The sequence below is a fragment of the Sandaracinobacteroides sp. A072 genome (assembly GCF_052616365.1).
In genome coordinates this window covers 242,482-267,321 of the sequence record NZ_JBQXGU010000002.1, presented here as the reverse complement: position 1 = coordinate 267,321, position 24,840 = coordinate 242,482, and the positions used below count along the sequence as shown (strand labels likewise).

Annotated in this window: 19 protein-coding genes and 1 tRNA gene; 10 read left to right on the top strand and 10 right to left on the bottom strand. The window is 66.0% G+C overall.

Annotation, left to right across the window (positions count from 1 at the left end):
* Positions 1–129: 129 nt before the first annotated feature.
* Positions 130–2,163 carry an oxidoreductase gene (locus ACUJ46_RS07245; protein ID WP_445389797.1) on the top strand — a complete coding sequence of 678 codons (2,034 nt, stop codon included), beginning with the start codon at positions 130–132 and terminating at the stop codon, positions 2,161–2,163.
* A gap of 145 nt (positions 2,164–2,308) precedes the next feature.
* Here ACUJ46_RS07245 and ACUJ46_RS07240 read toward each other — a convergent pair whose 3' ends face one another.
* Positions 2,309–3,463 (bottom strand): alpha/beta hydrolase family protein, encoded by a 1,155-nt coding sequence (locus ACUJ46_RS07240; RefSeq protein WP_445389796.1) that lies wholly within the window; start codon positions 3,461–3,463, stop codon positions 2,309–2,311.
* Positions 3,464–3,579: 116 nt separating this feature from the next.
* On the opposite strand from ACUJ46_RS07240, the gene ACUJ46_RS07235 reads away from it, so the two are divergent.
* Positions 3,580–4,260, top strand: a complete 681-nt coding sequence (locus tag ACUJ46_RS07235) for a TetR/AcrR family transcriptional regulator (RefSeq protein ID WP_445389795.1) — start codon at positions 3,580–3,582, stop codon at positions 4,258–4,260.
* Complete coding sequence (locus ACUJ46_RS07230; RefSeq protein ID WP_445389794.1) at positions 4,257–4,946, top strand: VOC family protein; 690 nt, start codon at positions 4,257–4,259, stop codon at positions 4,944–4,946. Before ACUJ46_RS07235 ends, ACUJ46_RS07230 begins: the two co-directional genes overlap by 4 nt.
* 75 nt (positions 4,947–5,021) lie before the next feature.
* Here the strand turns inward: ACUJ46_RS07230 and ACUJ46_RS07225 are convergent, their stop codons facing one another.
* The 3 genes from ACUJ46_RS07225 to ACUJ46_RS07215 all read right to left on the bottom strand — a co-directional run bounded on the left by ACUJ46_RS07225 (position 5,022) and on the right by ACUJ46_RS07215 (position 7,954).
* Complete coding sequence (locus tag ACUJ46_RS07225; protein WP_445389793.1) at positions 5,022–5,447, bottom strand: lipocalin-like domain-containing protein; 426 nt, start codon at positions 5,445–5,447, stop codon at positions 5,022–5,024.
* Positions 5,447–6,607, bottom strand: coding sequence for an acyl-CoA dehydrogenase family protein (locus ACUJ46_RS07220; RefSeq protein WP_445389792.1), 1,161 nt, complete (start codon positions 6,605–6,607; stop codon positions 5,447–5,449). Before ACUJ46_RS07220 ends, ACUJ46_RS07225 begins: the two co-directional genes overlap by 1 nt.
* 75 nt (positions 6,608–6,682) lie before the next feature.
* Entirely contained in the window at positions 6,683–7,954 is a 1,272-nt protein-coding gene (locus ACUJ46_RS07215; RefSeq protein WP_445389791.1) for an MFS transporter, read from the bottom strand.
* Between the two features lie 125 nt (positions 7,955–8,079).
* Between ACUJ46_RS07215 and ACUJ46_RS07210 the strand changes: the two genes are divergently transcribed.
* The 3 genes from ACUJ46_RS07210 (at position 8,080) to ACUJ46_RS07200 (ending at position 11,914) form a co-directional block, all read left to right on the top strand.
* Positions 8,080–11,217, top strand: coding sequence for an intermembrane phospholipid transport protein YdbH family protein (locus tag ACUJ46_RS07210; RefSeq protein WP_445389790.1), 3,138 nt, complete (start codon positions 8,080–8,082; stop codon positions 11,215–11,217).
* 60 nt (positions 11,218–11,277) lie between these two features.
* The gene (locus ACUJ46_RS07205; protein WP_445390142.1) at positions 11,278–11,451 is read left to right on the top strand and encodes a YnbE family lipoprotein; all 174 of its coding nucleotides are present in this window, start codon (positions 11,278–11,280) and stop codon (positions 11,449–11,451) included.
* A 61-nt stretch (positions 11,452–11,512) separates the two neighbouring features.
* Positions 11,513–11,914, top strand: coding sequence for a DUF1318 domain-containing protein (locus ACUJ46_RS07200; RefSeq protein ID WP_445389789.1), 402 nt, complete (start codon positions 11,513–11,515; stop codon positions 11,912–11,914).
* A 34-nt stretch (positions 11,915–11,948) separates the two neighbouring features.
* On the opposite strand, the gene ACUJ46_RS07195 is transcribed toward ACUJ46_RS07200, so the two are convergent.
* Positions 11,949–13,175, bottom strand: a complete 1,227-nt coding sequence (locus tag ACUJ46_RS07195; RefSeq protein ID WP_445389788.1) for an acetyl-CoA C-acetyltransferase — start codon at positions 13,173–13,175, stop codon at positions 11,949–11,951.
* A gap of 106 nt (positions 13,176–13,281) precedes the next feature.
* Positions 13,282–14,310 carry an NAD(P)-dependent alcohol dehydrogenase gene (locus tag ACUJ46_RS07190; RefSeq protein ID WP_445389787.1) on the bottom strand — a complete coding sequence of 343 codons (1,029 nt, stop codon included), beginning with the start codon at positions 14,308–14,310 and terminating at the stop codon, positions 13,282–13,284.
* A gap of 180 nt (positions 14,311–14,490) precedes the next feature.
* Between ACUJ46_RS07190 and ACUJ46_RS07185 the strand changes: the two genes are divergently transcribed.
* Both ACUJ46_RS07185 and ACUJ46_RS07180 read left to right on the top strand, forming a co-directional pair.
* On the top strand, positions 14,491–16,386 hold the full coding sequence (locus ACUJ46_RS07185) for an ABC-F family ATP-binding cassette domain-containing protein (RefSeq protein ID WP_445389786.1): 1,896 nt from the start codon (positions 14,491–14,493) through the stop codon (positions 16,384–16,386).
* A gap of 270 nt (positions 16,387–16,656) precedes the next feature.
* A complete protein-coding gene (locus ACUJ46_RS07180) occupies positions 16,657–18,483 on the top strand; it encodes a DEAD/DEAH box helicase (RefSeq protein ID WP_445389785.1) in 1,827 nt (608 codons plus the stop codon).
* A 114-nt stretch (positions 18,484–18,597) separates the two neighbouring features.
* On the opposite strand, the gene ACUJ46_RS07175 is transcribed toward ACUJ46_RS07180, so the two are convergent.
* Positions 18,598–19,005 carry a DUF4332 domain-containing protein gene (locus ACUJ46_RS07175; RefSeq protein WP_445389784.1) on the bottom strand — a complete coding sequence of 136 codons (408 nt, stop codon included), beginning with the start codon at positions 19,003–19,005 and terminating at the stop codon, positions 18,598–18,600.
* Between the two features lie 197 nt (positions 19,006–19,202).
* On the opposite strand from ACUJ46_RS07175, the gene ACUJ46_RS07170 reads away from it, so the two are divergent.
* A complete protein-coding gene (locus ACUJ46_RS07170) occupies positions 19,203–21,023 on the top strand; it encodes a flavin-containing monooxygenase (protein ID WP_445389783.1) in 1,821 nt (606 codons plus the stop codon).
* Positions 21,024–21,108: 85 nt separating this feature from the next.
* On the opposite strand, the gene ACUJ46_RS07165 is transcribed toward ACUJ46_RS07170, so the two are convergent.
* The 3 genes from ACUJ46_RS07165 to ACUJ46_RS07155 form a co-directional block, all read right to left on the bottom strand.
* Positions 21,109–21,185: transfer RNA gene (locus ACUJ46_RS07165), tRNA-Pro, on the bottom strand.
* 60 nt (positions 21,186–21,245) lie between these two features.
* Complete coding sequence (locus ACUJ46_RS07160) at positions 21,246–22,586, bottom strand: FAD-dependent oxidoreductase (RefSeq protein WP_445390141.1); 1,341 nt, start codon at positions 22,584–22,586, stop codon at positions 21,246–21,248.
* A 48-nt stretch (positions 22,587–22,634) separates the two neighbouring features.
* On the bottom strand, positions 22,635–23,423 hold the full coding sequence (locus ACUJ46_RS07155; protein WP_445389782.1) for a hypothetical protein: 789 nt from the start codon (positions 23,421–23,423) through the stop codon (positions 22,635–22,637).
* Between the two features lie 309 nt (positions 23,424–23,732).
* On the opposite strand from ACUJ46_RS07155, the gene ACUJ46_RS07150 reads away from it, so the two are divergent.
* Positions 23,733–24,794 (top strand): sigma-54 interaction domain-containing protein, encoded by a 1,062-nt coding sequence (locus tag ACUJ46_RS07150; RefSeq protein WP_445389781.1) that lies wholly within the window; start codon positions 23,733–23,735, stop codon positions 24,792–24,794.
* Positions 24,795–24,840: the final 46 nt, after the last annotated feature.

Sequence of the window (24,840 nt, the reverse complement as noted above, 5' to 3'; positions counted from 1 at the left end):
TTCCGGCGCGATTGCGTGCGAATATGCGCGCAATCGCGCTTTTGCCAGTTTTGCGCGGCGCGAAGCCGTGATTGCAAGGTGACCAGACAGGCCCAGTGAACAGGGCCGATTCACGAGGGCCACCCACCCATGAACGCACTGCAGAAATACCCCCATGTCTTCGCGCCGCTCGATCTCGGCTTCACCCGGATCAAGAACCGGATCCTGATGGGTTCGATGCACACCGGCCTCGAGGATGTGCCCGACGCCGCCGAGCGCCTTGCTGCCTATTTCGTGGAGCGCGTGAAGGGCGGGGTCGGCATGATCATCACCGGCGGCATTGCCCCCAACAGCGAGGGCGGGCGCGGCGCCAAGCTTTCCACCCCCGAAGAGGTGCCGATGCACCGCCATGTGACGGATGCCGTGCATGCCGCCGGCCCTGACGTTAAGATCTGCATGCAGATCCTGCACAGCGGCCCGCTTGCCGGCACGCCGGACTGCGTTGCGCCTTCCGCCCTGCGCTCGCGTATCGGCGCCTTCGTGCCGAATGAGCTGGATGATGCGGGCATCCGCAAGCAGATCGCCGATTTCGCCAACTGCGCCCGGCTGGCGAAGGAAGCGGGCTATGACGGCGTGGAGGTGATCGGCTCGGCCGGCTATCTGATTTCCACCTTCCTCGTGGAAAAGACCAACCAGCGCACCGACGAATGGGGCGGCAGCTGGGAAAACCGCATGCGCTTCGCCGTCGAGGTGATGCGCGCGGTGCGCGAGGCCGTCGGCCCCGATTTCATCGTCATCTTCCGCATTTCGGCGATGGACATGCTTCAGGGCGGTCTGGCCTGGGAAGAAGTGGTGTCGCTCGCGAAGGCGATCGAGGCCGTTGGCACGAACATCATCAGCACCCACTTCTGCTGGCACGAGGCTTTCGTGCCCACCATCGCCACCATGGTGCCGCGCGCGGCCTTCACGCAGGTGACCGGCCGGCTGCGCAAGGAGCTGTCGATCCCGCTGATCACCAGCAACCGGATCAACATGCCGGCCGTTGCCGAGGAAGTGCTGGCGCGCGGCGATGCCGACATCGTTTCCATGGCGCGGCCGATGCTGGCCGACCCGGCGCTGGTGAAGAAGGCGCTGGAAGGCCGCGAGGACGAGATCAACACCTGCATCGCCTGCAACCAGGCCTGTCTCGACCACACCTTCACCGGCCAGGAAACAAGCTGCCTCGTGAATGCGCGCGCCTGCCGCGAGACGGAGCTGAAGCTCGAGCCGGCAACGACGCCGCAGCGCATCGCCGTCGTCGGCGCGGGGCCGGCTGGTCTTGCCTTTGCAACGCTGGCGGCCGAGCGCGGCCACAAGGTCACGCTCTATGATGCGGCAAGCGAGATCGGTGGGCAGTTCAACCTTGCCAAGCGCGTGCCGGGCAAGGAGGAATTCCACGAGACGCTGCGCTATTTCCGCCGCATGATCGATGTGCACGGGGTCGAGCTGAAGCTCGGCACGCGGGTGGATGCTGCGATGCTCAAGGCCGCTGGCCATGATCGGGTGATCGTGGCGACGGGCATTACCCCCCGCACGCCCGGGATTCCCGGCATCGATCACCCCAAGGCGGTCAGCTACATCGACGCGATCCTCGGCCGGAAGCCCATTGGCCGCAAGGTCGCCATCATGGGGGCGGGCGGCATCGGCTTCGATGTGGCAGAACTGATCACCCATGAAGGGACTTCCGCGGCGCTCGATGTCGATGTCTTCGCCAGGGAATGGGGCATTGATTTCAGGAACCATCCGCGCGGCGGTGTCACGGGCGTGGAGCCGGTCGTCGCCACATCCGGTCGCGAAGTGACCCTGATGCAGCGCAAGACCAGCGCTGTCGGCAAGACGCTTGGCCGCACCACCGGCTGGACCCACCGCATCACCCTGCAGCGCCGTGGCGTGAAGATGGTGGGCGGGGTCGAGTATGTCGGGATCGACGATGCCGGCCTGCACACGCTGATCGATGGCAAGCCCGTGCTGTTCGATGTGGACACGGTGATCATCTGCGCCGGCCAGACACCTGAGCGGTCGCTTTACGACGCGCTTGTAGCCGAAGGCGTGGATGCGACGCTTGTGGGCGGGGCCTATGAAGCCGCCGAACTCGACGCCAAGCGCGCCATCCGCCAGGCGACGGAACTGGCCCTGGCGGCCTGAGGCCGCCTTGCGCTGGATTACGGCCTGAGGCCGCCTTGCGCTGGATTACGGCCTGAGGCCGCCTTGCGCTGGATTACGGCCTGAGGCCGCCTGTTCTGGCTATTCTTCAGGGGTGGCAGCCGCCGGCTGCCACCCCTGATTGGCCTCAGATGAAGTTGCGCGCGTCCAGCCATTCACCGACCGCCGCCGTTGCCTTGGGCAGCAGGTCGGGCCGGTCGGTGTAATAATGGTCCGCGCCCTCGATGTTTACGAACGCCTTGTCCGTGGAGGCGACGGCGTCGAAGAGCCGCTGGGCGTGGCTTGGCGTGCAGGCGAGATCCGCCGAGTTGTTGATGACGAGAACGGGGCAGCTGATGCGGCCGGCGTTCACGATGCCGTTGGCGCGGCTTTCATCATAGCTCCACTGTGACAGCCATGACCGCAGCGTGGTGAAGCGGCCGAGGCCGACTGGCCCGTCGTTCGCGATCACCGGGTCGCCGAGATAGCAGGTGTATGGAGGGCGGTCGGATGGGTCCTGCGTCGGGTCTGTCCAGCGCACGTCGCTCATGGTGCCCTGCACTGTGAAGCAGCGTTCCTGGTCGCCCTTGCCCGTGGCGCGCAGCTTTTCCAGTTCCGCCTTGGCATAGGCGGTGATGCGCCGGTTGCGCGCGATCTGCGCGGCGCGGAAGCGCGCGACGAATTCGGGCGAATAGGGCGGCTTCTCGGGGCAGGCCGGGTCGTAGATGTTGAGGCTCACGTCACGGTCGAAGGGGCGGCTTTCATCGGTGACGGACGGGTCGAGCCATTCCGTCATGGTGACGGAGCGGCTGATGTGCGCCGCAAGCAGCATGATTCCATCTGCCGGCTGCAGCCCGGCGCCCTTGATGTCCACCGCGTCGCCGGCGGGGGTTTCGGTGATGGTCGGGTGTTCGGCCTGGTCCTGGTAGAAAAGGGAAAGCGAGCCGCCGCCGGACCAGCCGCCCAGAATCACCTTTTCATAGCCGAAGCGTGTCTTCAGGTCGGCAATGCAGGCACCAAGGTCGAGAAGGCATTTTTCCATGATGAGCGCGGTGTCATTCCCGCGGTAGCGCGGGTTGCAGTAGATGACATGCCGGCCGGCGCGCGCCAGCGCGGTGACGAGCGGCAGGAAGGAGCCGCCCCCGATGGGGTGGCTGAACAGGATCACCGTTTTCGAGTCGCCTGTTTCAGGGCGGATCCGCATGCATTCCACGAACACACGGCCCGTCGGGCCACCATAGGTTTCCTTGATCTTGCTCGTCTCGGTGTGGACGAAGCCATAGGGTTCACGCACCACGTTCATCATAGTCCTCCCTCGATATCATGACCCGCCCATCCGGACCGGATCCCCTCAGGCTTGTAGCGCCGTCGATTTCTGATTAAAAGATCAGGAAACAGGATTAGAGAGTCAATCCTTCCATGGCAAACAGCCAGACCAGCCCCGCACACCGGCCCGCTGTCACCAGCAAGGGTGGCGCGACGGCTGCGCGCATTCTGGACGTGGCGGTTGACCAGTTTTCGCGGCTTGGCTTCGAGCGGGTGACCATGGCCGGCATTGCCGAGGCAGCCGGCGTGTCGCAGCCGGCGCTGCACTATCATTACGAGGACAAGGAGCGCCTGTGGCAGAGCGCCATGCTGAGCGTGCGCACAGCCGTGGAAGGCGAGGAACTGGTCTTTCTCGCGCTGCATGACGCCCCGGCGATCCTGCAACTCCAGAGCTCGATGCGGCTGTTCCTGCATGTCAGCTGGGGCAATCCCGCGCTCGGCCGCATCGTGGCGCTGGAAGGCATGGCCGCCGGAGACCGGCTGGACTGGCTGGTGGACCAGTTTCTCGGCCCGCGGCTGAAACGCATGGCCGATGTGGTGGAGCGCGCAATCGCCGAAGGCGACCTGAAGCCCTATCCGCCGGAACAGATCGTCGTGACGCTGCAGGCCGGGGCTGCCGGCGTGATCAATCTTTCGCCGCTGATCCGCGGCGCATTCGATGTGGACGCGGGCGCCCCCGAAGGGCGTGTCGCGCACGAAGCCATGGTGCTTGATGCCTTGCTGGGTGGTTTCCTGACCAGCCAGGGCAGGGCACGACTTGGGAGGACGGAATGACACAATTGCTGAACGGTATTCACCACCTGGCCTTCATGGCCGGCAACATGAAGGAGCATATCCGCTTCTTCTCCGAGGTGATGGGCTGCCCGCTTGTAGGGCTGTTCGACATGCATGGCGTGCCGGGTGGCCTGCATGCCTTTCTGAAGATGAACGACTTCAGCTATTTCTCGCTGGTCTATCTGCCGGGCACGGAAGGCATTCCGGTGGAACTGGGCAAGACCCATTCGGGAAGCGGCGCCAATGTCTGCGCGCCGGGCACGCTGCAGCATCTGGCGTTCCGGGTGGCCAGCGAAGCCGATCTCGTCGCCATCCGTGACCGGATCAGAAGCCATGGCGTGAATGTGCTGGGGCCGATCGACCATGGCATGTGCAAGTCGATCTATTTCGCCGGGCCGGACCAGATGACGCTGGAAGTCGCGACATCGTCGGTAACGCTCGACCCGGACAGGTGGATCGACCCGGCGGTTCTGGAAAAGGCCGGAATCAGCCTGGAAGAGGCCGCGCAGTTCCGCAACCCGGTGGCCTATACCGGCCCGAGCCCGGTGCCACAGCCGCCCTATGACCCGGCAAAGCCGCACATGGCCTATCCGAAGGATGCCTACATGAAGATGCTGGCGACGCCCGACGCGGTGATCACCGCCAATGCATCCTATACCGAACCGCCCGTGAAGGCCGACGCCTGAGGGCTGAATGACATGCGCCGGCCCTTGGGATGGGGTCGGCGCAATCATTTCCGGGCTGGACTTGCCGCCGGCGCGTCAGGCCGCGCGCGGCTTTACCCGTTCCCAGACCAGCCGGGTGATGTAGACGGCGCCCGATTTCGAGGTTTCCGGCTCCGTCACCAGTTCGATCCTGTCCGGCCCGAGGACATGGACGGTGCGCACGAATTCCGTGCCGACCCGGCCGGGCACGGATGCAAAGGCGATCCGGTGGCGCACCTTGTCGCCTTCCAGGCTCCAGTGCCCGGCATAGGCGAAGAAATCGGTGAAGCTGTCGGCTTCCGCCTGCCCGCGTTTCACCCATTCCGGGTCCATCAGGAAGGCCGACATGCAGCCGTCGTCCGTATACTGGATCTGGCCCGCGGGCGGGGTACCGAAGCTGGGGGTGCCTGCCTCGTTGCGATAGTTGATGCTGGATACAAGCCGCCAGGCTCCCAGCAGGTCGCGTGCGCTGAAGCCCGCCATCAGTCGAGCAGGCTCTTGTAGGTCTGCGAGAAGACATCCCGCCCGATGATCAGCCGCATCACTTCCGAGCTTCCGGCAAGGATGCGGTTGATTCGCGCGTCGGAGAACATGCGGCTGATGGGATATTCATCCATGAAGCCGGCGCCGCCGTGCAGCTGCACGCCAAGATCGAGCATCTTCCATTCGACTTCGGAGGCCATCATCTTGGCCTTGGCGCCCATGTTGCTTGTCAGCTGGCCCTGATTGTGGGCGTGGACGCAGTGATCGACATAAAGCTGCACGAGATCGATTTCGGTATCCATTTCGGCCATGCGGAACTGGGTGTTCTGCTGTTCCGAAAGCGGCTTGCCGAAGATCTGGCGCTGCATGACATAATCGCGGGTGATGTCGAAGGCGCGGCGCGCATTGGTGGCGCTGCCCACGGCCGAGATCAGCCGCTCTTCTGCCAGGCCTTCCATCAGATAATAAAAGCCCTTGCCCGGCTCGCCGAGCACATTGGCCTTGGGCACCTTCACATCCTTGAAGAACAGTTCGGCCGTATCCTGCGCGGGCATGCCCATCTTCTTCAGGTTGCGGCCACGCTCGAACCCTTCCATGCCCCGCTCGACAATGAGCAGAACCATGGCGTGCTTCTTTTCCGCGCCCGCGAGCTTGGCCGCCACGATCACGACATCGGCGTTGATGCCGTTCGAGATATAGGTCTTGGAGCCATTCAGCAGGAAATGGTCGCCCTTGTCCTCGGCCGTGGTGCGCATGCCGGCGAGGTCGCTGCCGGCGCCCGGCTCGGTCATGGCGATGGCAAGGATGCTTTCCCCGCGCACGGCGGGCGGCAGGAAGCGTTCACGCTGTTCCTCGGTGCCGAAGCGCTGGAAATAGGGGCCGACGATGCGGCTGTGCAGGGTGTTGTACCACTGCTTGCACCCGACCCGGAGCGTCTCCTCGATGATGATCTGTTCGTAGCGGAAGTCGGTATCGCCCATGCCGCCATATTTCTCGTCGGGCCAGATCATCAGGAAGCCGAGCTTGCCGGCCTTCTCGAAGGCGATGCGGTCGACGATTCCGGCTTCGCGCCAGGCTTCCATGCTGGGCTCGATCTCGTCCGCGAGGAAGCGGCGATAGGCGTCGCGGAACATAATCTGTTCCTGGGTGAACTGGCGCATCCTGTCCTCTTGCTGATATCCGGTTACGGCTCTGCTTCTAATGCGCTGTGGCGCTTGCGCAACCGCGAAGGCGCTTCAGCCCTCTGGCCGGGCGATGGCAAGGCCGATGAAGCTGAGGACACCGGCGGCCGCCAGATAAAGGCCGACCGGAAGCAGCGAGCCATTGCCGGCAAGGGCCTGCGCGACGATCGGGGTCATGGCGCCACCGAGGATTCCGCCGATGTTGAAGGCCATGGATGCCCCCGTGTAGCGCACGCGGGCCGGAAACAGGCCGGGCAGATAGGCGCCAAGCGGGCCATAGACCAGCCCCATCACGAACAGGGCAAGCGACAGAAAGGCGCCTGTCAGCAGCAGGGAGCCGCTTTCCATCATCGGCGCCATCAGAAGGCCTGTGGGGATGGTGGCGATGCAGCCCAGCATCAGCACGAAGCGCGGGGTTGTCCTGTCGGCCCACCAGCCGGCGAAGATGATGCCCGCAGCCATGAAAATGATGGCAAACAGCTGGACAAGCAGGAAATCCTCCCGCTCGATACCCTGTGCCACGGTGCCATGGCCCAGTGCGAAAGCCGTGGCGAGGTAGAAGATTGCAAAGCAGGCAACCACGGCGAAAGTGCCGGCGAACAGCTGGCGGCCATGGTGCCGGATAACTTCGGCAAGCGGAACCTTTGGCGGCGGGGCTTCGCGCAGCGCTTCGGCGAAGGCCGGCGTTTCAGTAAGCCGGGTGCGCACCCAGAGGCCGATGACGACAAGCAGCGCGCTGGCAAGGAAGGGAATGCGCCAGCCCCATTCGCGGAATTCGGCATCGCTGAGCGCCAGGCCCAGAAGCAGGAACATGCCGTTGGAGGCGATGAAGCCGACAGGCGCGCCAAGCTGCGGGAACATGCCGTAGCGCGCTTTCCAGCCCCTGGGCGCATTTTCAACCGCAAGAAGGGCCGCGCCGCCCCATTCGCCGCCCAGCCCGAAGCCCTGACCAAAGCGCAGCAGGCACAGGAACAGCGGGGCCAGCCAGCCGATCATGGCATAGGTAGGCAGGAAAGCGATCAGAAGGGTCGAGATGCCCATGATGAGCAATGAGGCGACAAGGGTGGACTTGCGGCCGATGCGGTCTCCGAAATGGCCGAAGGCCGCAGCGCCGACGGGGCGCGCAATGAAGGCGACACCGAAGCTCGCATAGGCTGCGAGCAACTGTGCAGAGGGCGATTCCACCGGGAAAAAGAGCGGGCCGAAAACAAGGGCCGCAGCGGTCGCGTAGATGTAGAAATCGTAGAATTCCACCGACGTGCCGACAAGGCTTGCACCCAGCACTCTGGGGGCTGATGGTGGGTGCGGGCTTTTCGTGCCGGGCATTGCGAGCCGGTCCTCTGTTCAGTTTCACTTGCGGGCCGTGCCTGTGCGCGCCGTCCCGTCTATGCAAGTGCTTTCGTGCCCACGGCTTGCATGCGGGTCTGGCATGCTGTTGGAATGGAGGGGCAATGACGCCGCCGACCAGCCAGACCCCTCGCCGCCGGCGTCTACGGCTGGCCGCCTATCTTCTGGTGGCAGGCGTCTCTGTGCTGGCCCTGTGGCATGGCCGGCAGCGTCTTGCCGAACCGGCAATCGACATCTGGCTTGCGGATCAGGCCATCGAGGGGGACTACAGCCTCGAACGGCTGGGACCTGACGTGGTCGAATTCAGGAATGTGCGCCTTGGCCCGGCCGACCGCCCCGATTTCAAAGCCAGCCGCGTGCGGATCACCCTTGGCGGACTGCCCTGGAACCCCAAGGCCAAGCATGTTGAACTCGATGCGCCGCTGATCCGCGCGACGCTCGATGCCGAAGGGCGGCTGGGCTTTGGCGTGCTCGACCCCTTCATCCCCGAAACCACGGATGATCCGCTGCCTGACATCGGTGTCCAGATGCGCGACGGCCGTTTCATCCTCGCATCGCCCTGGGGGGATGTGGAGGCGCGCATGTGGGGGGAGGGGCGGCTGCGGAACGGCTTTGCAGGCGATGCGCGCCTGCTGCCGGCCCGGCTTTCAGCCAATGGCTGCCATCTGCGGCTGGAGCGCGGCACGCTGCACTTCGGCACTGGCGCCGATCATGTGCGGCTCCAATTCGACGGTGCGGCAGCGGAGGCCGGCTGTGACGGGCTGGGGGCCAGGGCGCTGGTGCTGTCGCTGGAGGCGCAGGCTGATGCACGCATGCACCGCTGGAGCGGCAAGGCGCGTGCCGGCGCCGAAGCCGCCGGCCAGCTGGACATGGGCGTGGAGCAGCCCGCCTTTGCACTCAGCTTTTCCGGCGGGCGCGATGGCCTCAGCGGAACCTGGGACGCGCGTGCCGAAAAAGCCCGCTGGCCAGCGGGCGTTGCCGGAGCCATGGCCGCCAGCGGGACATATGAGGCAAGGGTCGAAAAGGGCCTTGGCTTCAGCGGTACGCTCGAGGCCACTGGCCTGTCTGTGCGGCAAGGGCTGCTGCCAGCCCTGCCGGCTTCCGCGCCGCCGCTTGCCACGGCCATGGCGGGCGCGGCGCGGCGAGCTGCTTCCGCCTTTACGGTGGAAGCCCCCTTGTCCGGCACCCTGGGGCAGGAGGGCCTTGCGCTCCACATGCCCCGGCTGGCCGCACAGTCCCGCAGCGGGGCAAAGGCCTTGTTTGACGGCGGATCGGGGCTGAAGCTGGCCTCGGGCCAGCTGTCGGCTTCGGGGGGCATCAGCCTGTCGGGCGGTGGTTTCCCGGCCCTCGATGGAAGCCTTTCCGAAGCGCGGTTCGAGACTGGCGCACCGCCCTCGAAAGGGCGCGTCCGCCTGCAGGTCCGGATACCGCGCTGGAGCCTCGGGGACCGGCAGGGCGGGGCCGACAGCCTTGCCGTGCCGACGGCAGACCTGGCCTATGACGCCGGCGCCATCAGCGCATCCGGGCGTTTCCTCTATTCCGGCGGCACCGGTCATGGCGCGCGTGTGGAAGGGCTGGACTTCACGGGCGCGGTTGCCGGACGTCCGGGCGAAGGGCTGGCGGTCACATCCGAATGCGCTCTTTTGTCGGTGGATGCTGTTCGCCATCCAGCTGTGACACTTGGGCCGGCCCGTATCACCGCCTGCCCGGACGGGCGCTTTGGCACCGGGCCGGCGGGCCTTTCGGGTGGGCTTGCCGGCACGCTTCGCATCCAGCCTGTCCGCCTATCAGGCACTTTGCGGCCCAAGGGCGAGGCGTTCCGCATTGATACGGTGGCCATGAAACTCGTCGCCGGGCGAAACGGCCTGTCCCTTGGCCCTGTTCCCGTGCGTGCCAGCCTTGGGGCGATCAGCGCGCGCGCCAATGTTTCCGCCAGCCTGCCCCGGAAGCCCGGAAAGAGCCAGCCCGAGGGCCGGTTCAGCGGGCTTTCCCTTTCCGGCGAGGCCCTTCCAGCCACCGTTCGCGACGCTGCCGGCAAATGGTCGGCGGGTGCTGGCGGGCTCAGCGTCTTGGGTCTTTCAGCAACCCTTCTCGATGGCGCGGCGCCCGCCCGGTTCAACCCGTTGCTGCTGACTGGCGCTTCCGTGGCGCAGGAAGGCGACAGGCTGACCATCAGCGGCGGGCTTGCCCATCCGCGCGGCAAGGCAGCCCCGCTGGCGCTGGCCACGCTGCGGGCCGTGCATGATCTGCCATCTGGGCGCGGCAGCGCGCGCATCGATGCCGGTCAGCTCCGCTTCGGGGAGTCCCTTCAGCCCTATCAGCTGAGCGAGCTGGCGCGCGGCGTGATCGAGAATGTGGAAGGCCTGATCGCCGCCGAGGCCGCGTTCGCGTGGGACGAGACGGGTGCCAGGGGCACGGGCAGCGCGGCGCTGTCGGACATTTCCTTCGCAACATCTGCCTTCGGGCCGGTATCCGGGGTCAATGGCGCCATCCGTTTCACGGATCTGTTTGACCTCGTCTCGGCCCCCGGCCAGGAGATGCGGATCGCCTCGATGAACCCCGGCGTGCTGGTGGAGGACGGGCGTATCCGCTTTTCCCTTCCCGGTGGTGGCCGGCTGCAGGTGGAGGCAGCCGAATGGCCCTATGCCGGCGGCAGGCTCACCCTCGATCCGCTTCTCGTCGACCCGGATTCGGCGGTCCTTGCCATGACGCTGAGGGCCAGCGGCCTTGATGCAGGGCTGTTCCTGCAGGGCTTCAACCTGAAGGACATCAACGCGACGGGCACATTCGACGGGGTGCTGCCGCTGCGGTTCGTCAGCGGGCGGGGCAGCATCGAGGGCGGTGAGCTTTCCGCCCGTGCACCGGGCGGGCTGGTGCAGTATCTGGGCAATGTCGGAGCGGACAGCATGGGGGCCAGCGGCAAGATGGCCTTCGATGCGCTCAGGAAGCTCCGCTATCGCTCGATGCGCCTCAAGTTCGATGGCGACCTCGATGGCGAACTGGTGACGGAAATGCTGATCGATGGCCGCAATGAAGCCCCGGTCCAGCCGGGTGGCGGGTTGCAGTCAGGCGCCACGGGGCTTCCCTTCCGCTTCGACATCACCGTGCGCGCGCCGTTCCGGCATCTGCTCGGCACGGCGGAATCCTTCCACGATGCGCGGGCGATGATACGCGCCTCTGCGGACAACGCCCAGGAACTGGATGATGAGGAAGAGGGTGCGAAAGCCGTTCAGCCCCGGTAAGGGTGGCGGGTATAGCAGTCTGAAAACGAGCAAGGATCACAGGGCCAGCTGATGGACAGGATGAAAATCATATCGATGCTGTTGCTGCCGGCGATGCTTTCCGGCTGCCTGAAGCTGGAGGCGCCCGACCGCCCGATCGAGATCAACCTCAACGTCAATATCCGGCAGGAAGTGATCATCCGGCTGGAAAAGGATGTGAAGGACCTGATCAAGACCAACCCCGGCCTGTTCTGAACCTTTTCCTTTTGAACCGGCCATTTCTGAATATCTGCCAGACACTGACAAGGAACCGAGTATGATGCGCCTGACCTTCATGAGCGGCACCTTCATGAGCGCCCTTGCCGGCCTGCTTCTGCTGGCGGCAGTCCCCGCCACGGCCCAGGCCGACCCAGTGCTCGAGGCAGCCCGCGCGGGCGGCGAAGTCGGCGAACAGGCCGATGGCTATCTTGGCCTGCGCACCGGTGGCGGCGGCACGCTCAAGGCCCATGTCGACCAGATCAACATCAAGCGGAAGGCCGTTTATACCGACCTTGCCGTCAAGCGCGGCGTGACGGTTGCCGATGTTGCAGCGGCAACTGCCTGCGAACTGTTCCAGAACCGGGTGGCGCCCGGTGAATATTACCGGGACGAACGCGGTGTGTGGCACAAGCGGGTGGGCAATGCCCCGGTGAAGCTTCCACCCTATTGCGGGCAATAGGGCGGCGCTCACGGTCTTACCGGGCGGGCCTTGCTCAGGCCCGCTCGAACACGGCGGCAATGCCCTGGCCGCCGCCGATGCACATGGTCTCGAGGCCATAGCGGCCGCCACGGCGCACCAGTTCGCGGGTGAGGTTGGCGAGGATGCGGCCACCCGTCGCCCCGATGGGGTGGCCGAGCGAAATGCCCGAGCCGTTGACGTTCAGGATTTCGTGGCGGCTGTCGTCACGGCTCCACCCCCAGCCCTTCAGGCAGGCCAGAACCTGCGGCGCGAAGGCCTCGTTCAGTTCCACAAGGTCGATATCGGACCAGCCAAGCCCGGTGCGGGCGAACAGCCGCTCGACAGCCGGAACCGGGCCGATCCCCATGCGCGCCGGGTCGCAGCCGGCGGCCGCCCAGCTGTGGAACCATGCGATCGGCTCAAGGCCCAGTTCCTCCAGCTTGTCTTCCGCCACGACGAGGCAGGCCGCCCCTGCATCATTCTGCTGGCTGGCATTGCCGGCCGTGACGACGGCGCCGGCTATGGTCTTTTCCTCGATGGCGCGCAGCTTGCCCAGCGTCTCCATGCTGGCATCGGGGCGATAGCCTTCGTCATGGTCGAAGAGGATGGGGTCGCCCTTGCGCTGCGGAACCGGCACGGGGACGAGTTCGTCCGCGAACAGGCCCTGTTTCCAGGCGGCCGTCGCCCGCTGGTGCGAGCGCACGGCATAGGCATCGGCATCCTCGCGGCTGATGCCATGATCACGGGCAAGATTTTCTGCCGTCTCGATCATGCCGGTGATGACGCCAAAGCGCTCGACCGGCTGCGACATGACCCGGCCGCGCGTCAGCCTGTCATGCAGCGTGAGATTGCCCGAGCGCACGCCGCGGCGCACTTCAGTCGTGTAATGCTCGACGTTCGACATGCTTTCGACGCCGCCCGCCACCACCACATCGGACATGCCCGTCTGCACCATCATCGCCGCGTTGACGATTGCCTGCAGGCCCGAACCGCAGCGGCGGTCGAGCTGGTAGCCCGGCACCTCGATCGGCAGGCCGGCCGCAAGCCAGGCCCAGTGGGCGATGCAGGGTGCCTCGCCATTGCCATAGCCCTGGGCGAAGATCACGTCGTCCACGCGGGCGGGGTCGATCTTCGTGCGCTCCATCAGGGCCTTCAGGATCACGGCGCCAAGCTGCCCGGCATCCAGCCCGGCAAGGCTGCCGCCGAACTTGCCGACGGCGGTGCGGATGGGGGCGACGATGGCGGCGCGGCGAAGGCTCATGGGCGGTCTATCCTTGAAGATGCATGAAACAGGCTGCCCTGCTGGCCCATGGAGGCCGGCAGGGCAAGGCCCAAAGCGTCTGTCCGGGTTCTCCCCGGGCAGCGGATCAGGGCTTCAGAACGGCGCGGCCCCTGATCCGCCCCTCGCGCAGGCGCTGATAGACATCGACCGCCTGGTCGAGGGGAAAAGCCTCGACCGTGGCACTGATGCGGCCATTGGCGGCCAGCGCGATCACTTCCATCAGCTCCTTGCGGGAGCCCCAGTAGGGAATGGAGACATCGGTGCCATAAGGCGGTGAGTTGGCTGCATAGTGCAGCGTGCCGCCCGCCAGCCCGACGACGGCGATGCGGCTGCCGCGGCCCACCACCTGCGTGCAGAGATCGATGGTGGATTGTGCGCCCACGAAATCGAGCGCCACCGTGATGCCGCGCGGGCCGGCAAGGTCGCGGACATGGTCGGCCGCCTGGTTGGAGCCGCTGTTGAAGACATGATCCGCCCCGAGTTCGCGCGCATGTTCAAGCTTCGTTTCGTCGATGTCGCCCGCGATGATGCGCGCGGATGTCATCGCCTTCAGGATCTGGACCGCCATGTGCCCCAGCCCGCCGATCCCGAGGACCAGCACGGTTGCTTCGGGTGTCAGCAGCGGCAGGGCGGCCTTGATCGCATGATAGGGGGTGAGGGCGGCGTCGCTGAGCGGGGCGGCCTTCACCGGATCGAGCGTTCCCAGCGGCACGAGCAGGCGCGGGGAGGGCACGATCATGTAATCGGCCATGCCGCCATCAGACCCGAGGCCGCCGCCAAAGGTGGGGATGCTCGCGTGATTTTCGCAATAATTTTCAGCCGAGGTCTGGCAGTGGTGGCAGCTGCCGCAGCCCCATGGGCCATAGACGGCGACCGGGTCGCCTTCCTTCCAGCCCGTCACCCCGGCGCCGAGCGCCGAGATCCAGCCGGCATTCTCGTGGCCCAGGGTGAAGGGGCCGGGCATGCCGATGCCATGGTCAAGGACGTGGAGGTCGGAATGGCAGACACCGGCGCCACCGATCTTCACCAGGATCTGGCCGGGGCCGGGCGCGGGCGTGGGAATGTCCACCACTTCTGGCGGGCGGCCGGTTTCGATGTAGCGAACGGCTTTCATTTTCTGTCTCCCTTTCCTCATTCATCCCGAGGCTGCCGATCAGCCGGGCGCGCCATGCAGGGTGCCTTGCAGGGCGCCATGCTTTCACGAACGGAGTGCCGGCGCCACCCCCATGTTTGTTCCAGATGTTTGCGCCAGCAGCCCTTGCCGTGGCCGATGTCCCGTGTCTAAGCGGCCGCCATGCTCACGCTTGCCGACATAACCGTACGCCTTGGCGGGCGGCCCATACTCGATGGCGCCACGGCCAGCCTGCCAACGCGCGGCCGCATTGGGCTTGTGGGCCGGAACGGGGCCGGCAAATCCACGCTGGTGAAGCTGGTGTCAGGCCTGATCGAGCCGGATGGCGGCAGCCTGGACATGCCGCGCGGCTGCCGCATCGGCCACATTGCGCAGGAAGCGCCATCGGGCAAGGCGACGCCGTTCGAGACGGTGCTGGCCGCCGACACGGAGCGCGCCGCCCTGATGGCGGAAAGCGAAACCTGCGAGGACCCTTCGCGCATTGCCGAAATCCACGAGCGGCTGCTTGCCATCGAGGCCCATTCTGCGCCCGCCCGTGCAGCGCGCATCCTGGTAGGGCTTGGCTTCGATGAAGAGGCCCAGCACCGGCCGCTAGACAGTTTCTCGGGCGGGTGGCGCATGCGCGTGGCGCTCGCCGCGCTGCTGTTTTCCAGCCCCGATCTCCTGCTGCTCGACGAGCCTTCGAACCATCTGGATCTTGAAGCGGTGCTGTGGCTGGAGGATTTCCTCAAATCCTGCCCGGCGACCATCCTGCTCGTGAGCCACGAGCGGGATTTCCTGAACAATGTGGTGGATCATATCCTGCATCTTTCGGATGGCAAGCTCACCCTCTATCCCGGTGGTTATGATGCCTTTGAGCGCCAGCGGGCCGAACGGCAGGCGCAGCTGGCCGCCGCCAGCGCGAAGCAGCAGGCCGAGCGGCAGAAGCTTCAGGATTATATCGCCCGCAATTCGGCGCGCGCGTCGACCGCGCGGCAGGCCCAGGCCCGCGCCAAGGCGCTGGCCCGCATGCAGCCCATCGCCGAACTGGTGGACGACCCCTCGCTCAGCTTCGATTTCCCGGACCCGGAAGCGCTGAAGCCGCCGATCATTTCACTGGATGGCGTGGCGGTGGGCTATGGGGCCGAGCTGGTGCTGAAGAACCTGTCTCTCAACATCGACCCGGAGGACCGGATCGCGCTTCTGGGCCGCAACGGCAATGGCAAGACCACGCTCGCCCGGCTTCTGGCCGGGCAATTGCAGCCGATGGTGGGGCAGGTCACGGCTTCCGGCCGTCTGAAGGTCGGTTATTTCACCCAGTATCAGGTCGAGGAACTGGACCGCGCCGACACGCCGCTCATGCACATGAGCCGGCTGATGCCCGGCAAGACGCCTGCTGCCGTGCGCGCCCAGCTTGGCCGCTTCGGCTTTTCCGGCACGAAGGCGACAACGGAAGTCGGCCATCTGTCGGGCGGGGAAAGGGCGCGGCTGGCGCTTGCGCTCATCACCCGGGACGCGCCCCATCTGCTGGTACTGGACGAGCCGACCAACCACCTCGACGTCGATGCGCGCGAGGCGCTTGTGCAGGCGCTCAATGGCTATGCAGGTGCCGTGGTGATCGTAAGCCATGATCGCCACATGCTGGAAATGACAGCCGACAGGCTGGTGCTGGTGGATGGCGGCACGGCCCGCGAATTCGATGGCAGCATCGAGGATTACATCGCGTTCGTGCTGTCACGCGATCCGGCCGGCGGGCGCAATGGCGGTGCCAGGGACCAGCCCGCCAACCGCAAGGCGCAGCGCAAGGCCGCCGCCGACACGCGCGAACGCCAGAAGGATCTTCGCAAGGCCGTGCGCATGGCAGAGGCCGAGATCGAGCGGCTCACGGCAGCACTTGCAGCACTGGACCAGACACTCGCCGGCCCACAGGCCGCCGCGCCAGCCGGGCAGGGCCATGGTCAGAATCAGAGTGGGGGCATGGTGGAACTGCTGAAGCGCCGCGCCGGTCTCGAGGCCGAAATCCTTGCCGCCGAGGGACGATGGCTGGACGCCAGCACTGCTCTCGAGGAGGCCGACTGAGCCGGACACCGGTTGCGCGAGCCGGGCGCGCCAAGTTGTTTCGCTATTGCAGCAAAAGAATGCGGGCCTTTTCGCCTGCAATGTTGTAAGGGTCGCAAAGCTGCCGCCATCCCGGGATGAAGCGGCTGCGGCGAATCGGGCTTGCCGCCGGGCTTTCTGGCCCTGCCTGCTCAGGTTTCGCCAGTGCGGCATTGCTCATGCCAGACCGCACCGTTCCGTCCCGAAGCCGCCGGCGATTTTACTTGGCCGGCGTATATTTCTGTGAGGCCCATGCTTTTTTCCGATCTTCCGCTGCCGCTGGCAGATTCCCTTGCCGCGCGCGGCTATACCGATCTCACGCCTGTCCAGTCCGCCGTCTGTGCTGAAGAAGCACTCGGCCGCGATCTCATCGTCTCGGCCCAGACCGGCTCCGGCAAGACTGTCGCCTTCGGCCTTGCCATGGCGGGCGAGCTTCTGGGCGAAACCGGCCAGCTTCCCCGTGCAGGCGGGCCCCTGGCGCTGGTGATCGCCCCGACGCGGGAACTCGCCCTTCAGGTCAGCCGCGAGCTGATGTGGCTCTATGAGCCGACTGGCGCGCGCATCGTCACCTGTGTTGGCGGCATGGACGCCATGCGCGAACGGCGGATGCTGAACCAGGGCGCCCATATCGTGGTCGGAACGCCCGGCCGCCTGCGCGACCATCTCGAGCGCGGGGCGCTTCTGCTTTCTGACCTGCGTGTGGCGGTTCTGGATGAAGCCGATGAAATGCTGGACATGGGTTTCCGCGAAGACCTCGAGGAAATCCTCGATTCGACGCCGCCCGAGCGGCGAACCCTGTTGTTTTCCGCCACCATGCCGCGCCCCATCCTGGCGCTGGCCGGGCGTTACCAGCGCAACGCCTTCCGCATCGCGACCATCGGGCAGGATCGCGGCCATGGCGACATCAGCTATCAGGCCGTCGCCGTTGCCCCGGCCGACATCGAGGCCGCAGTGGTCAACCTGCTTCGCTATCACGAGGCGGAAACCGCGATGCTCTTCTGCGCCACGCGGGATAATGTGCGCCGCCTGCACGCCACGCTGGTCGAGCGTGGCTTCGACGCCGTGGCGCTTTCGGGCGAGCACAGCCAGAGCGAGCGCAACAATGCCTTGCAGGCCCTGCGTGATCGCCGTGCCCGTGTCTGCGTCGCCACGGATGTCGCCGCGCGCGGCATCGACCTGCCGTCGCTCGGGCTCGTGATTCACGTCGAAATTCCGCGCGATGCGGAAACCCTGCAGCACCGTTCCGGCCGTACGGGCCGGGCGGGCCGCAAGGGCACGGCTGTGCTGGTGGTGCCTTATCCGCGCCGCCGCCGTGTCGAGGGGATGCTGCGGGGCGCGCGCATCGATCTCGCCTGGGTGGAGGCCCCGACGCCCGCCATGATCCGGGAAAAGGATCATGCGCGCCTTCTCGAAGCGCTGATGGAGCCGGTGGAAACCGAGGCCGAGGATCATGCGCTCGCCGCGGAACTGCTGGCAAAGAAGAGCCCGGAAGACATTGCCGCGGCGCTGGTTCGTGCCCATCGGGCCCGCATGCCGCAGCCCGAGGAGCTGGCGGTCAACAGCGTCGCGGAGCGCGGGCCGGCCGGCCACCGGCAGGGTTTCGAAGATTGTGTCTGGCTGAGCATGAACATCGGCCGTCGCCACAATGCCGACCCGCGCTGGGTCCTGCCGCTGCTGTGTCGCAGGGGTCATGTGACCAAGAGCGAGATCGGCGCCATCCGGATCGGCAATGGCGAAACCCGTTTCCAGATTCCGCGCGCCATCGCCGGTCGTTTCCTCGATGCTGTCGCCAGAACCGCAAGGCCCGATGGCGAGGACGAGAATGGCATCCGGATTGAACTGGCCGAAGGCGATGACATGGGCGGCCATGCGGGCCACCCCGCGCCCCGCTCGACGCCCGAAGGCGGCCGCCGCCATGGAAAGCCGGTAGCCCGCAAGCCGCATCAGGGTGACTGGGCGCCAATGGGCGAACGCGGGCCGCAAGGCCGCGAAAGCCGTGGAGAGGGCAGGCCGCAGGGCAAGCCCTTCCGGCAGAAGCATCCCGGCGCCGGCCCGAAAAAGGCGCGTCGCCCGAGCTGAGCCGGCAGGCGGAAGACAGGAAAAAGGCCGGGGTGGCAGTTGCCGCCCCGGCCTTTTTTACATTTCCGCCCTTATCGTTTCCGCAGCCGGCAACGCCGGCTGCCATGTCCGTGATCAGTGGGTGATGGCGGGCTCCATGGTCTTGGCCTGATCGATCCATTTCTGGACCTGGCTGGCCGCCGGAAGCGCGCGGGTGAGCTTCTTCTCCTCGTTCACCTCTTTCATCTTCGCCGCGAGATTCTCCGCATTGCGGGTGGCAAGCTCCCGAACCGTATCGACCCCGGCGGCTTCGAGCAGTTCCGAATATTCCTCGCCAATTCCGGAAACGCGCATCAGATCGGCCATATTTGCCCATTTGAGCAGCTGTGCGGTCGAAAAGCCGGTTTTTTCAGCGGTATCCTCACGACCCTTGCGGCTTCCGCATGCCTTCAGAAGGTCATCGGTGGTGCGAATGCCCGCCGCATCCAGCTTTTCGGAATATTTCGGGCCGATGCCCTCGATCTCGCTTACCTTGTAGGCCATCGTCTGCTCCTCTTCAGCACTGGCAAGCCGGAGGCGTTCCGGATTTTCCCTTGGAAAAGGCCAGTTTGCGGCCTTGCTGTCAACCTTGGACGGACCGCCCCGGCCGCGGCGAAGGGGGTGCCGCTGACGCGATAAATTGCCAGCTATTCCCGGCCCGCGACTTGTCTAGCCTGTCGCCCCGAGAGGGAGACATATTCATGAGCACGACAGCGGATACGCTCGACAAGGATACGCTCGACAAGGACGCCATTCTCGCGCGCTACCGCGCCGAGCGGGACAAACGGCTCCGGCCGGATGGCAATGACCAGTATCTGGAGACGAGCGGGCAGTTCGCCCATTATCTGGAAGACCCCTACACACCCCGGCGTGAACGGCCGCCCGTTACCGATCATGTGCATTTCGCCATGGTGGGCGGTGGCTTTGCCGGCCTTTGTGTCGGGGCGCGGTTGGCGCAGGCGGGGATCACCGATGTTCGGATCATCGACAAGGCGGGGGATTTCGGCGGCACCTGGTACTGGAACCGCTACCCCGGCGCGCAGTGCGATACGGCTTCGCTCATCTACATGCCGCTGCTCGAGGAAACCGGCCATGTGCCAACCGAGAAATATGCCCATGCCTCCGAAATCCTGGAGCAGTCGCGCCGCATCGGCCGCACCTTCGGCCTTTATGAAAAGGCACTGTTCCACACCCGCGTCACCGACATGCGGTGGGACGAGGACCGCAATGTCTGGGTGATCACCACCGACCGGGGCGATTGCTTCACGGCCGATCACATTGGCATGGGCACCGGGCCGCTGCACGTGCCCAAGCTGCCGGGCATTCCGGGCATCGAGCGTTTCAAGGGCCACAGCTTTCACACCAGCCGCTGGGATTACGAGTATACCGGTGGCGACGAGCATGGCGCGCCGATGGATCGCCTTGCCGACAAGCGCGTCGCCATCATCGGCACGGGGGCGACTGCGGTGCAGTGCGTGCCGCACCTCTCGAAGGCGGCGGGCGCACTTTACGTGGTGCAGCGCACCCCGTCCTCGATTGACGTGCGCGCCAACGCCCCCATCGATCCGCAATGGTTTGCCGACATCGCGACGCCCGGCTGGCAGAAGCGGTGGCTGGAGAATTTCGCCCAGAATGTCGGCATGGGGCCGCCGCCCGGCGAAGACCTGGTGCAGGACGGCTGGACCGAACTGACCCGTCGCATCCGCGATCAGATTGCCGGCCTGCCGCCCGAGGAGTTCACCCCGGAAGGGATGATGCGGGCCTATGAGGATGCCGATCTGAGGAAGATGGCGGAAATCCACGCCCGCGCCGAGGCGCTGGTGGAAGACAGGGAGACGGCTGAAAAGCTGAAAGCCTGGTATCGCCAGCTCTGCAAGCGGCCCTGCTTCCATGACGCCTATCTCCAGTCCTTCAACCGGCCGAACACCCATCTGATCGATACCGATGGCAAGGGCGTGGAAAGCATCGACGAGACAGGCTTCACCGTGGCCGGCAAGCATTATGAGGTGGATTGCATCATCTATGCCTCGGGCTTCGAGGTGGGCACCGCGCATGAGCGCCGGGCCGGGTTCGACATTGCCGGCGTGGGTGGGCGGCGGCTTTCCGAAGCCTGGGCCGATGGCATGCGCACCTTCCATGGCTTGCATGTGCATGGTTTCCCCAATGCCTACATCGTCCAGTTCACCCAGGCCGCGAATTTCATCGTGAACGTGCCGCACAACTGGACGGATGCCGGGGACACCATCGCCGCCATCATGTCCCACGCGCGTGCGGTGGGGGCTAGCCGGGTGGAAGCGACCGCCGAGGCGCAGGATGCCTGGGTGAAGTTGCTGCTGACCGCGCCGGGCATGATGGCTGGCGCCGCGCCCGACTGCACGCCCGGCTACTACAACAATGAGGGAGCCGCTGCCGACCCGCGCTCTGTCTATGCCGTCGGTTATCCGGCAGGGCCGGTGGCCTTTTTCCGCTACATCGACGACTGGCGCAATTCGGGCCGGTTCGAGGGTCTCGCTATCGAATGAGGCGTGGCGCTCAAGGGACTGCGGATAAAACAAGGCCCCCGTGCTCGGAAGCACGGGGGCCATTGTTTCCAACCATCTGGTCAAATGGTCGGGGAAAGAGGATTCGAACCTCCGGCCCCTGCCTCCCGAAGACAGTGCTCTACCAGGCTGAGCTATTCCCCGGACCGAGGCGGCGGGATAGTCCCGCAGGCCGCTTGCGTCAAGCGGATTTGCCGTCTTTTCTCAGGCTTGTGCTTCTCCGGCCACCAGTGCGCGCATTTCATCGAGGGTGACGATCTTTTCCCGTGGCGCGCCTGCCCGCGCACGGGCGACTTCGGCGGCATCGAGGCGCTGCCAGTCGGAAAAGCAGGTCGGCTCGATACCGCGCGCCGTAAGCAGGGCATCCAGCCCCTTCCGCGCTCTGTTTTCCGCTGAATCGCCTGGCTGGTCTGCGGCATGGCGTTCCGGCGTGCCGGCGATCCGCTCCGCCATCGCGATGCCGTCGGGCCTGTTGGTGCCGATGGTGCCTGTCGGCCCGCGTCGCGCCCAGCCAACACACCACAGGCCCGGACGGATCAGCCCGTCCTCATTGGCGAATCGCCCGAGGCGCTCGTCGAACGGCACATCGGGGATGGGGTCGGTACGGTAGCCGATGGCGGACACCACCAGCCCGCAGGGCAGGGTGAGGGTTTCGCCCGTGTCGACGGCCCGGCCTTCGTCATCGAGGCGTGTGCGCATCAATTCGATGGCTTCAACACGGCCGTCGCCCAGAATCCGGAGCGGGCGCAGGAAGAAGTCGAGCGAAATCGTGACCGGGCGGCTCTTGTCCGGCCCCTGTCCGGCATAGCGGCGCAGCACTTCCACCACGCGGCGCTGGCCGGTTTCCAGCGTCGAATCGGCATCGGCGGGCGGGAAATCCTCTGTGCGAACCAGTGGCGTGGCGCGCTCCAGTTCGCCAAGTTCGCCCACTTCCTTCAGCGTGAAGCTTGCCTGGTGCGGGCCACGCCTGCCCATGATGTGGATGGCGCGGATGGACGATCGCGACAGCGGGTCGAGCGCATGGTTCACGATGTCGCTGTCCTGCAGTTCCTGCACGGTCTTGGCGAGGATGCGGGCGCAGTCGATGGCGACATTGCCATTGCCGATGATGACGGCCGTTTCCGCGTCGAGCGGCGGGGCAAGCGCGGCATGATCGGGATGGCCATTATACCAGCCGACGAAGGCGGACGAGCCCATCACGCCGGCAAGTTCCTCGCCTGGAATGCCGAGCGGCCGGTCATGCGGGGCGCCGGTTGCCAGCACGACATCGTCATAGAGGTCGAGCAGTTCGGCGATCGAGACATCCTTGCCGACCGTCACATGGCCCACGAAGCAGACGCGCGGATCCTTCGCCACGGCATCATAGCGGCGCGATACGGCCTTGATCGACTGGTGATCCGGCGCGACCCCGGCGCGGATGAGGCCATAAGGCGTCGGCAGCCGGTCGATGATGTCGATGCGGATGTCATCCCCCATCGCCTTGAGGGCTGCTTCAGCCGTGTAGAAACCTGCCGGCCCAGAGCCGATGATCGCCAGTGTTCGCATCATGATCCTCCCGATGGCAGCCTTGCCGGAATTTTCGCCCGCCGCAACCTATTGACCCGGATGGTTGAGCACCGCTTCGAGGCAGGCTTCCATGGCGGCGGCGGTTGCCGGGGCCAGGGTGATGAAGGCGCGGCGCGCATCCGAAGGATCGCTTTCGCGCAGGAAAAGCCCGCGATCCACCATCGTCTTGATCCAGCGAAGCGCCGTGGTCGTCGGCACTGCCGCCGCTATGCACAGGCTGGAAACGCTGACCCGCCGGCCTTCGAGGCGCGCGGCGAACAGGTCGAGCAGCATGTCCCAGCCCGGGTCGGCGAAAAGGGTGGAATCGAAAAAGCGGTCGCGCAGGCGGCGGGCGCGGATATGGGCGCGCACGCGCGCCGCATCGACGGGGCGACCGGTTCCGGCCGGGCGTTCGCCCGCCAGTTCGGCCAGCGCCGCCGCAACCCGTTCGGCATCGCGCCTGAGGGCGGCAATGCGCGATTCAGGGTCGAAACCGCGGCTGCCATCAGCAGCGGAAAGCGGCTGCGCCAGATCCTCCACGGCCCTTGCCAGCGTTGCGGAATCGGCCGGCGCATCGAGCAGGTGAATCCGATGGCCCAGAAGCAGCCCTGCGGCTTCAGCATCTTCCGGCCTGACCAGCAGCAGGATCGGAAGCCCGGCATTCCCGGGCAGGGACAGACTATGGTCCAGCGCCGCGTCCGCGCGTGCCGCGTCGAGGATCAGCAGGTCGGGCTGGATATCCGACAGCGCCTGTGCAAGCGCGTTTCCGGCCAGATGCAGCATGTGGTGGCTGAGGCCTGATGGATCAAATCCGCTGCCGGCAGCGAGAATGCGCAACGGCCGATGTGCCGAAGCGTCCATATCGGATGCATGATGATAGCGCATGTTGACGGCCCTTAACCTGTTAACCTGTAGCGTAATTCCGGAACCTGTGCGGAATGGCGCCCTTCCGCGCCGCACCATTGTTCCAGAACGGACATGACGGTGCTGAAACTTCCGCTTCAGCCATGCCATGCCATGGGCCGACCCCGGTGAGGCTGTTGCGCCGGGCTTGCGCAAAGGTCAACCGCGCAGGCCTGCGGGCAGCCCCAAAGGGGAAAGGCAAAAATGGGTCGGAAAACCATGAATTGCCGACAAGAGGGTTGCATGGGTGAGGAGCCATTATTCCGCAAAGGGGGCAGGGCGCGGATTTCGGATGCCCTGATCGGACGATCGGCCGCCATGTCCTGCCTGCGGGACAGGATTGCGCAGCTTGCCCCGCGTGATGTGACGGTGCTGCTGACGGGGCCGACAGGCAGCGGCAAGGAAAATGCGGCACGGGCGCTCCATGCCAGCTCTGGGCGGGCCGGCGGCCGGTTCGAGGCGGTGAACTGCGGCGCCATTCCGGCGGATCTTGCCGAAGCCGAACTGTTCGGGGCGGAGGCCGGGGCCTTCACCGGCGCCACGCGCGCGCGCATCGGCCGGATCGAGGCCGCCCATGGCGGCACGCTTTTCCTAGATGAAGTGGGCGACCTGCCGCTGCCGCTGCAGGTCAAGCTGCTGCGCGTCCTTGAAACGCGGGAGGTGGAGCGCCTGGGTGGAGGCAGGCCCGTTCCGGTGGATATCCGGGTGATCGCGGCCACGCATGTCGATCTGGAGGACGCCGTCGCCAGCCGGACTTTCCGGGAGGATCTCTACTGGCGTCTGGCCGTGCTGTGGATGGAGATACCCCCGCTCGCTGCGCGGACGGAGGATATCCCCGAGCTTGTCGCCCATTTCGCCAGCCGCAGCGGGGAAACGGCGCCGCAGTTGACCGCCTGTGGGTGTGCGGCGCTTGCGGCCCATGCGTGGCCCGGCAACCTGCGGGAGCTTCGTAATATGGTCGAGCGCGCCCTTGCCCTCGGGGAAACAAGGCTGGACGCAGTGGCCGTCGAACGGGTGCTGAACCCGCGCCGTCGCCCCATGGACACATGGCTGCAAGGCCCGCCCCAGACCATGCAGGCACCGGTGCGGCCGATGGCCCTGGCCGGCTTTCCGGGGGAGGGGCTGCCGGGTTTCCAGCTGAAGGCCCTGATGGCCGAGGCGGAAGCGGCCCTCATCGCACAGGCGCTGGAAGCAAGCGGCGGGACGATTGCCGGATCGGCGCGAATGCTGGGCCTGAAGCGAACCACGCTGGTGGAGAAGATGAAGCGCATGGGGCTGAAGGCCCCTGCCAACGAGGCCGCCTGACGGCCGGCGCCTTCCCCTTGCGCCGCGGACGGGTTGGGGGGAACGG

Excerpts from the sequence above, each read along its gene's own strand:
- ACUJ46_RS07245 (WP_445389797.1), top strand. The coding sequence starts at position 130 with ATGAACGCACTGCAGAAATACCCCCATGTCTTCGCGCCGCTCGATCTC.
- ACUJ46_RS07240 (WP_445389796.1), bottom strand. The coding sequence starts at position 3,463 with ATGAACGTGGTGCGTGAACCCTATGGCTTCGTCCACACCGAGACGAGC.
- ACUJ46_RS07235 (WP_445389795.1), top strand. The coding sequence starts at position 3,580 with ATGGCAAACAGCCAGACCAGCCCCGCACACCGGCCCGCTGTCACCAGC.
- ACUJ46_RS07230 (WP_445389794.1), top strand. The coding sequence starts at position 4,257 with ATGACACAATTGCTGAACGGTATTCACCACCTGGCCTTCATGGCCGGC.
- ACUJ46_RS07225 (WP_445389793.1), bottom strand. The coding sequence starts at position 5,447 with ATGGCGGGCTTCAGCGCACGCGACCTGCTGGGAGCCTGGCGGCTTGTA.
- ACUJ46_RS07220 (WP_445389792.1), bottom strand. The coding sequence starts at position 6,607 with ATGCGCCAGTTCACCCAGGAACAGATTATGTTCCGCGACGCCTATCGC.
- ACUJ46_RS07215 (WP_445389791.1), bottom strand. The coding sequence starts at position 7,954 with ATGCCCGGCACGAAAAGCCCGCACCCACCATCAGCCCCCAGAGTGCTG.
- ACUJ46_RS07210 (WP_445389790.1), top strand. The coding sequence starts at position 8,080 with ATGACGCCGCCGACCAGCCAGACCCCTCGCCGCCGGCGTCTACGGCTG.
- ACUJ46_RS07205 (WP_445390142.1), top strand. The coding sequence starts at position 11,278 with ATGAAAATCATATCGATGCTGTTGCTGCCGGCGATGCTTTCCGGCTGC.
- ACUJ46_RS07200 (WP_445389789.1), top strand. The coding sequence starts at position 11,513 with ATGATGCGCCTGACCTTCATGAGCGGCACCTTCATGAGCGCCCTTGCC.
- ACUJ46_RS07195 (WP_445389788.1), bottom strand. The coding sequence starts at position 13,175 with ATGAGCCTTCGCCGCGCCGCCATCGTCGCCCCCATCCGCACCGCCGTC.
- ACUJ46_RS07190 (WP_445389787.1), bottom strand. The coding sequence starts at position 14,310 with ATGAAAGCCGTTCGCTACATCGAAACCGGCCGCCCGCCAGAAGTGGTG.
- ACUJ46_RS07185 (WP_445389786.1), top strand. The coding sequence starts at position 14,491 with ATGCTCACGCTTGCCGACATAACCGTACGCCTTGGCGGGCGGCCCATA.
- ACUJ46_RS07180 (WP_445389785.1), top strand. The coding sequence starts at position 16,657 with ATGCTTTTTTCCGATCTTCCGCTGCCGCTGGCAGATTCCCTTGCCGCG.
- ACUJ46_RS07175 (WP_445389784.1), bottom strand. The coding sequence starts at position 19,005 with ATGGCCTACAAGGTAAGCGAGATCGAGGGCATCGGCCCGAAATATTCC.
- ACUJ46_RS07170 (WP_445389783.1), top strand. The coding sequence starts at position 19,203 with ATGAGCACGACAGCGGATACGCTCGACAAGGATACGCTCGACAAGGAC.
- ACUJ46_RS07160 (WP_445390141.1), bottom strand. The coding sequence starts at position 22,586 with ATGCGAACACTGGCGATCATCGGCTCTGGGCCGGCAGGTTTCTACACG.
- ACUJ46_RS07150 (WP_445389781.1), top strand. The coding sequence starts at position 23,733 with ATGGGTGAGGAGCCATTATTCCGCAAAGGGGGCAGGGCGCGGATTTCG.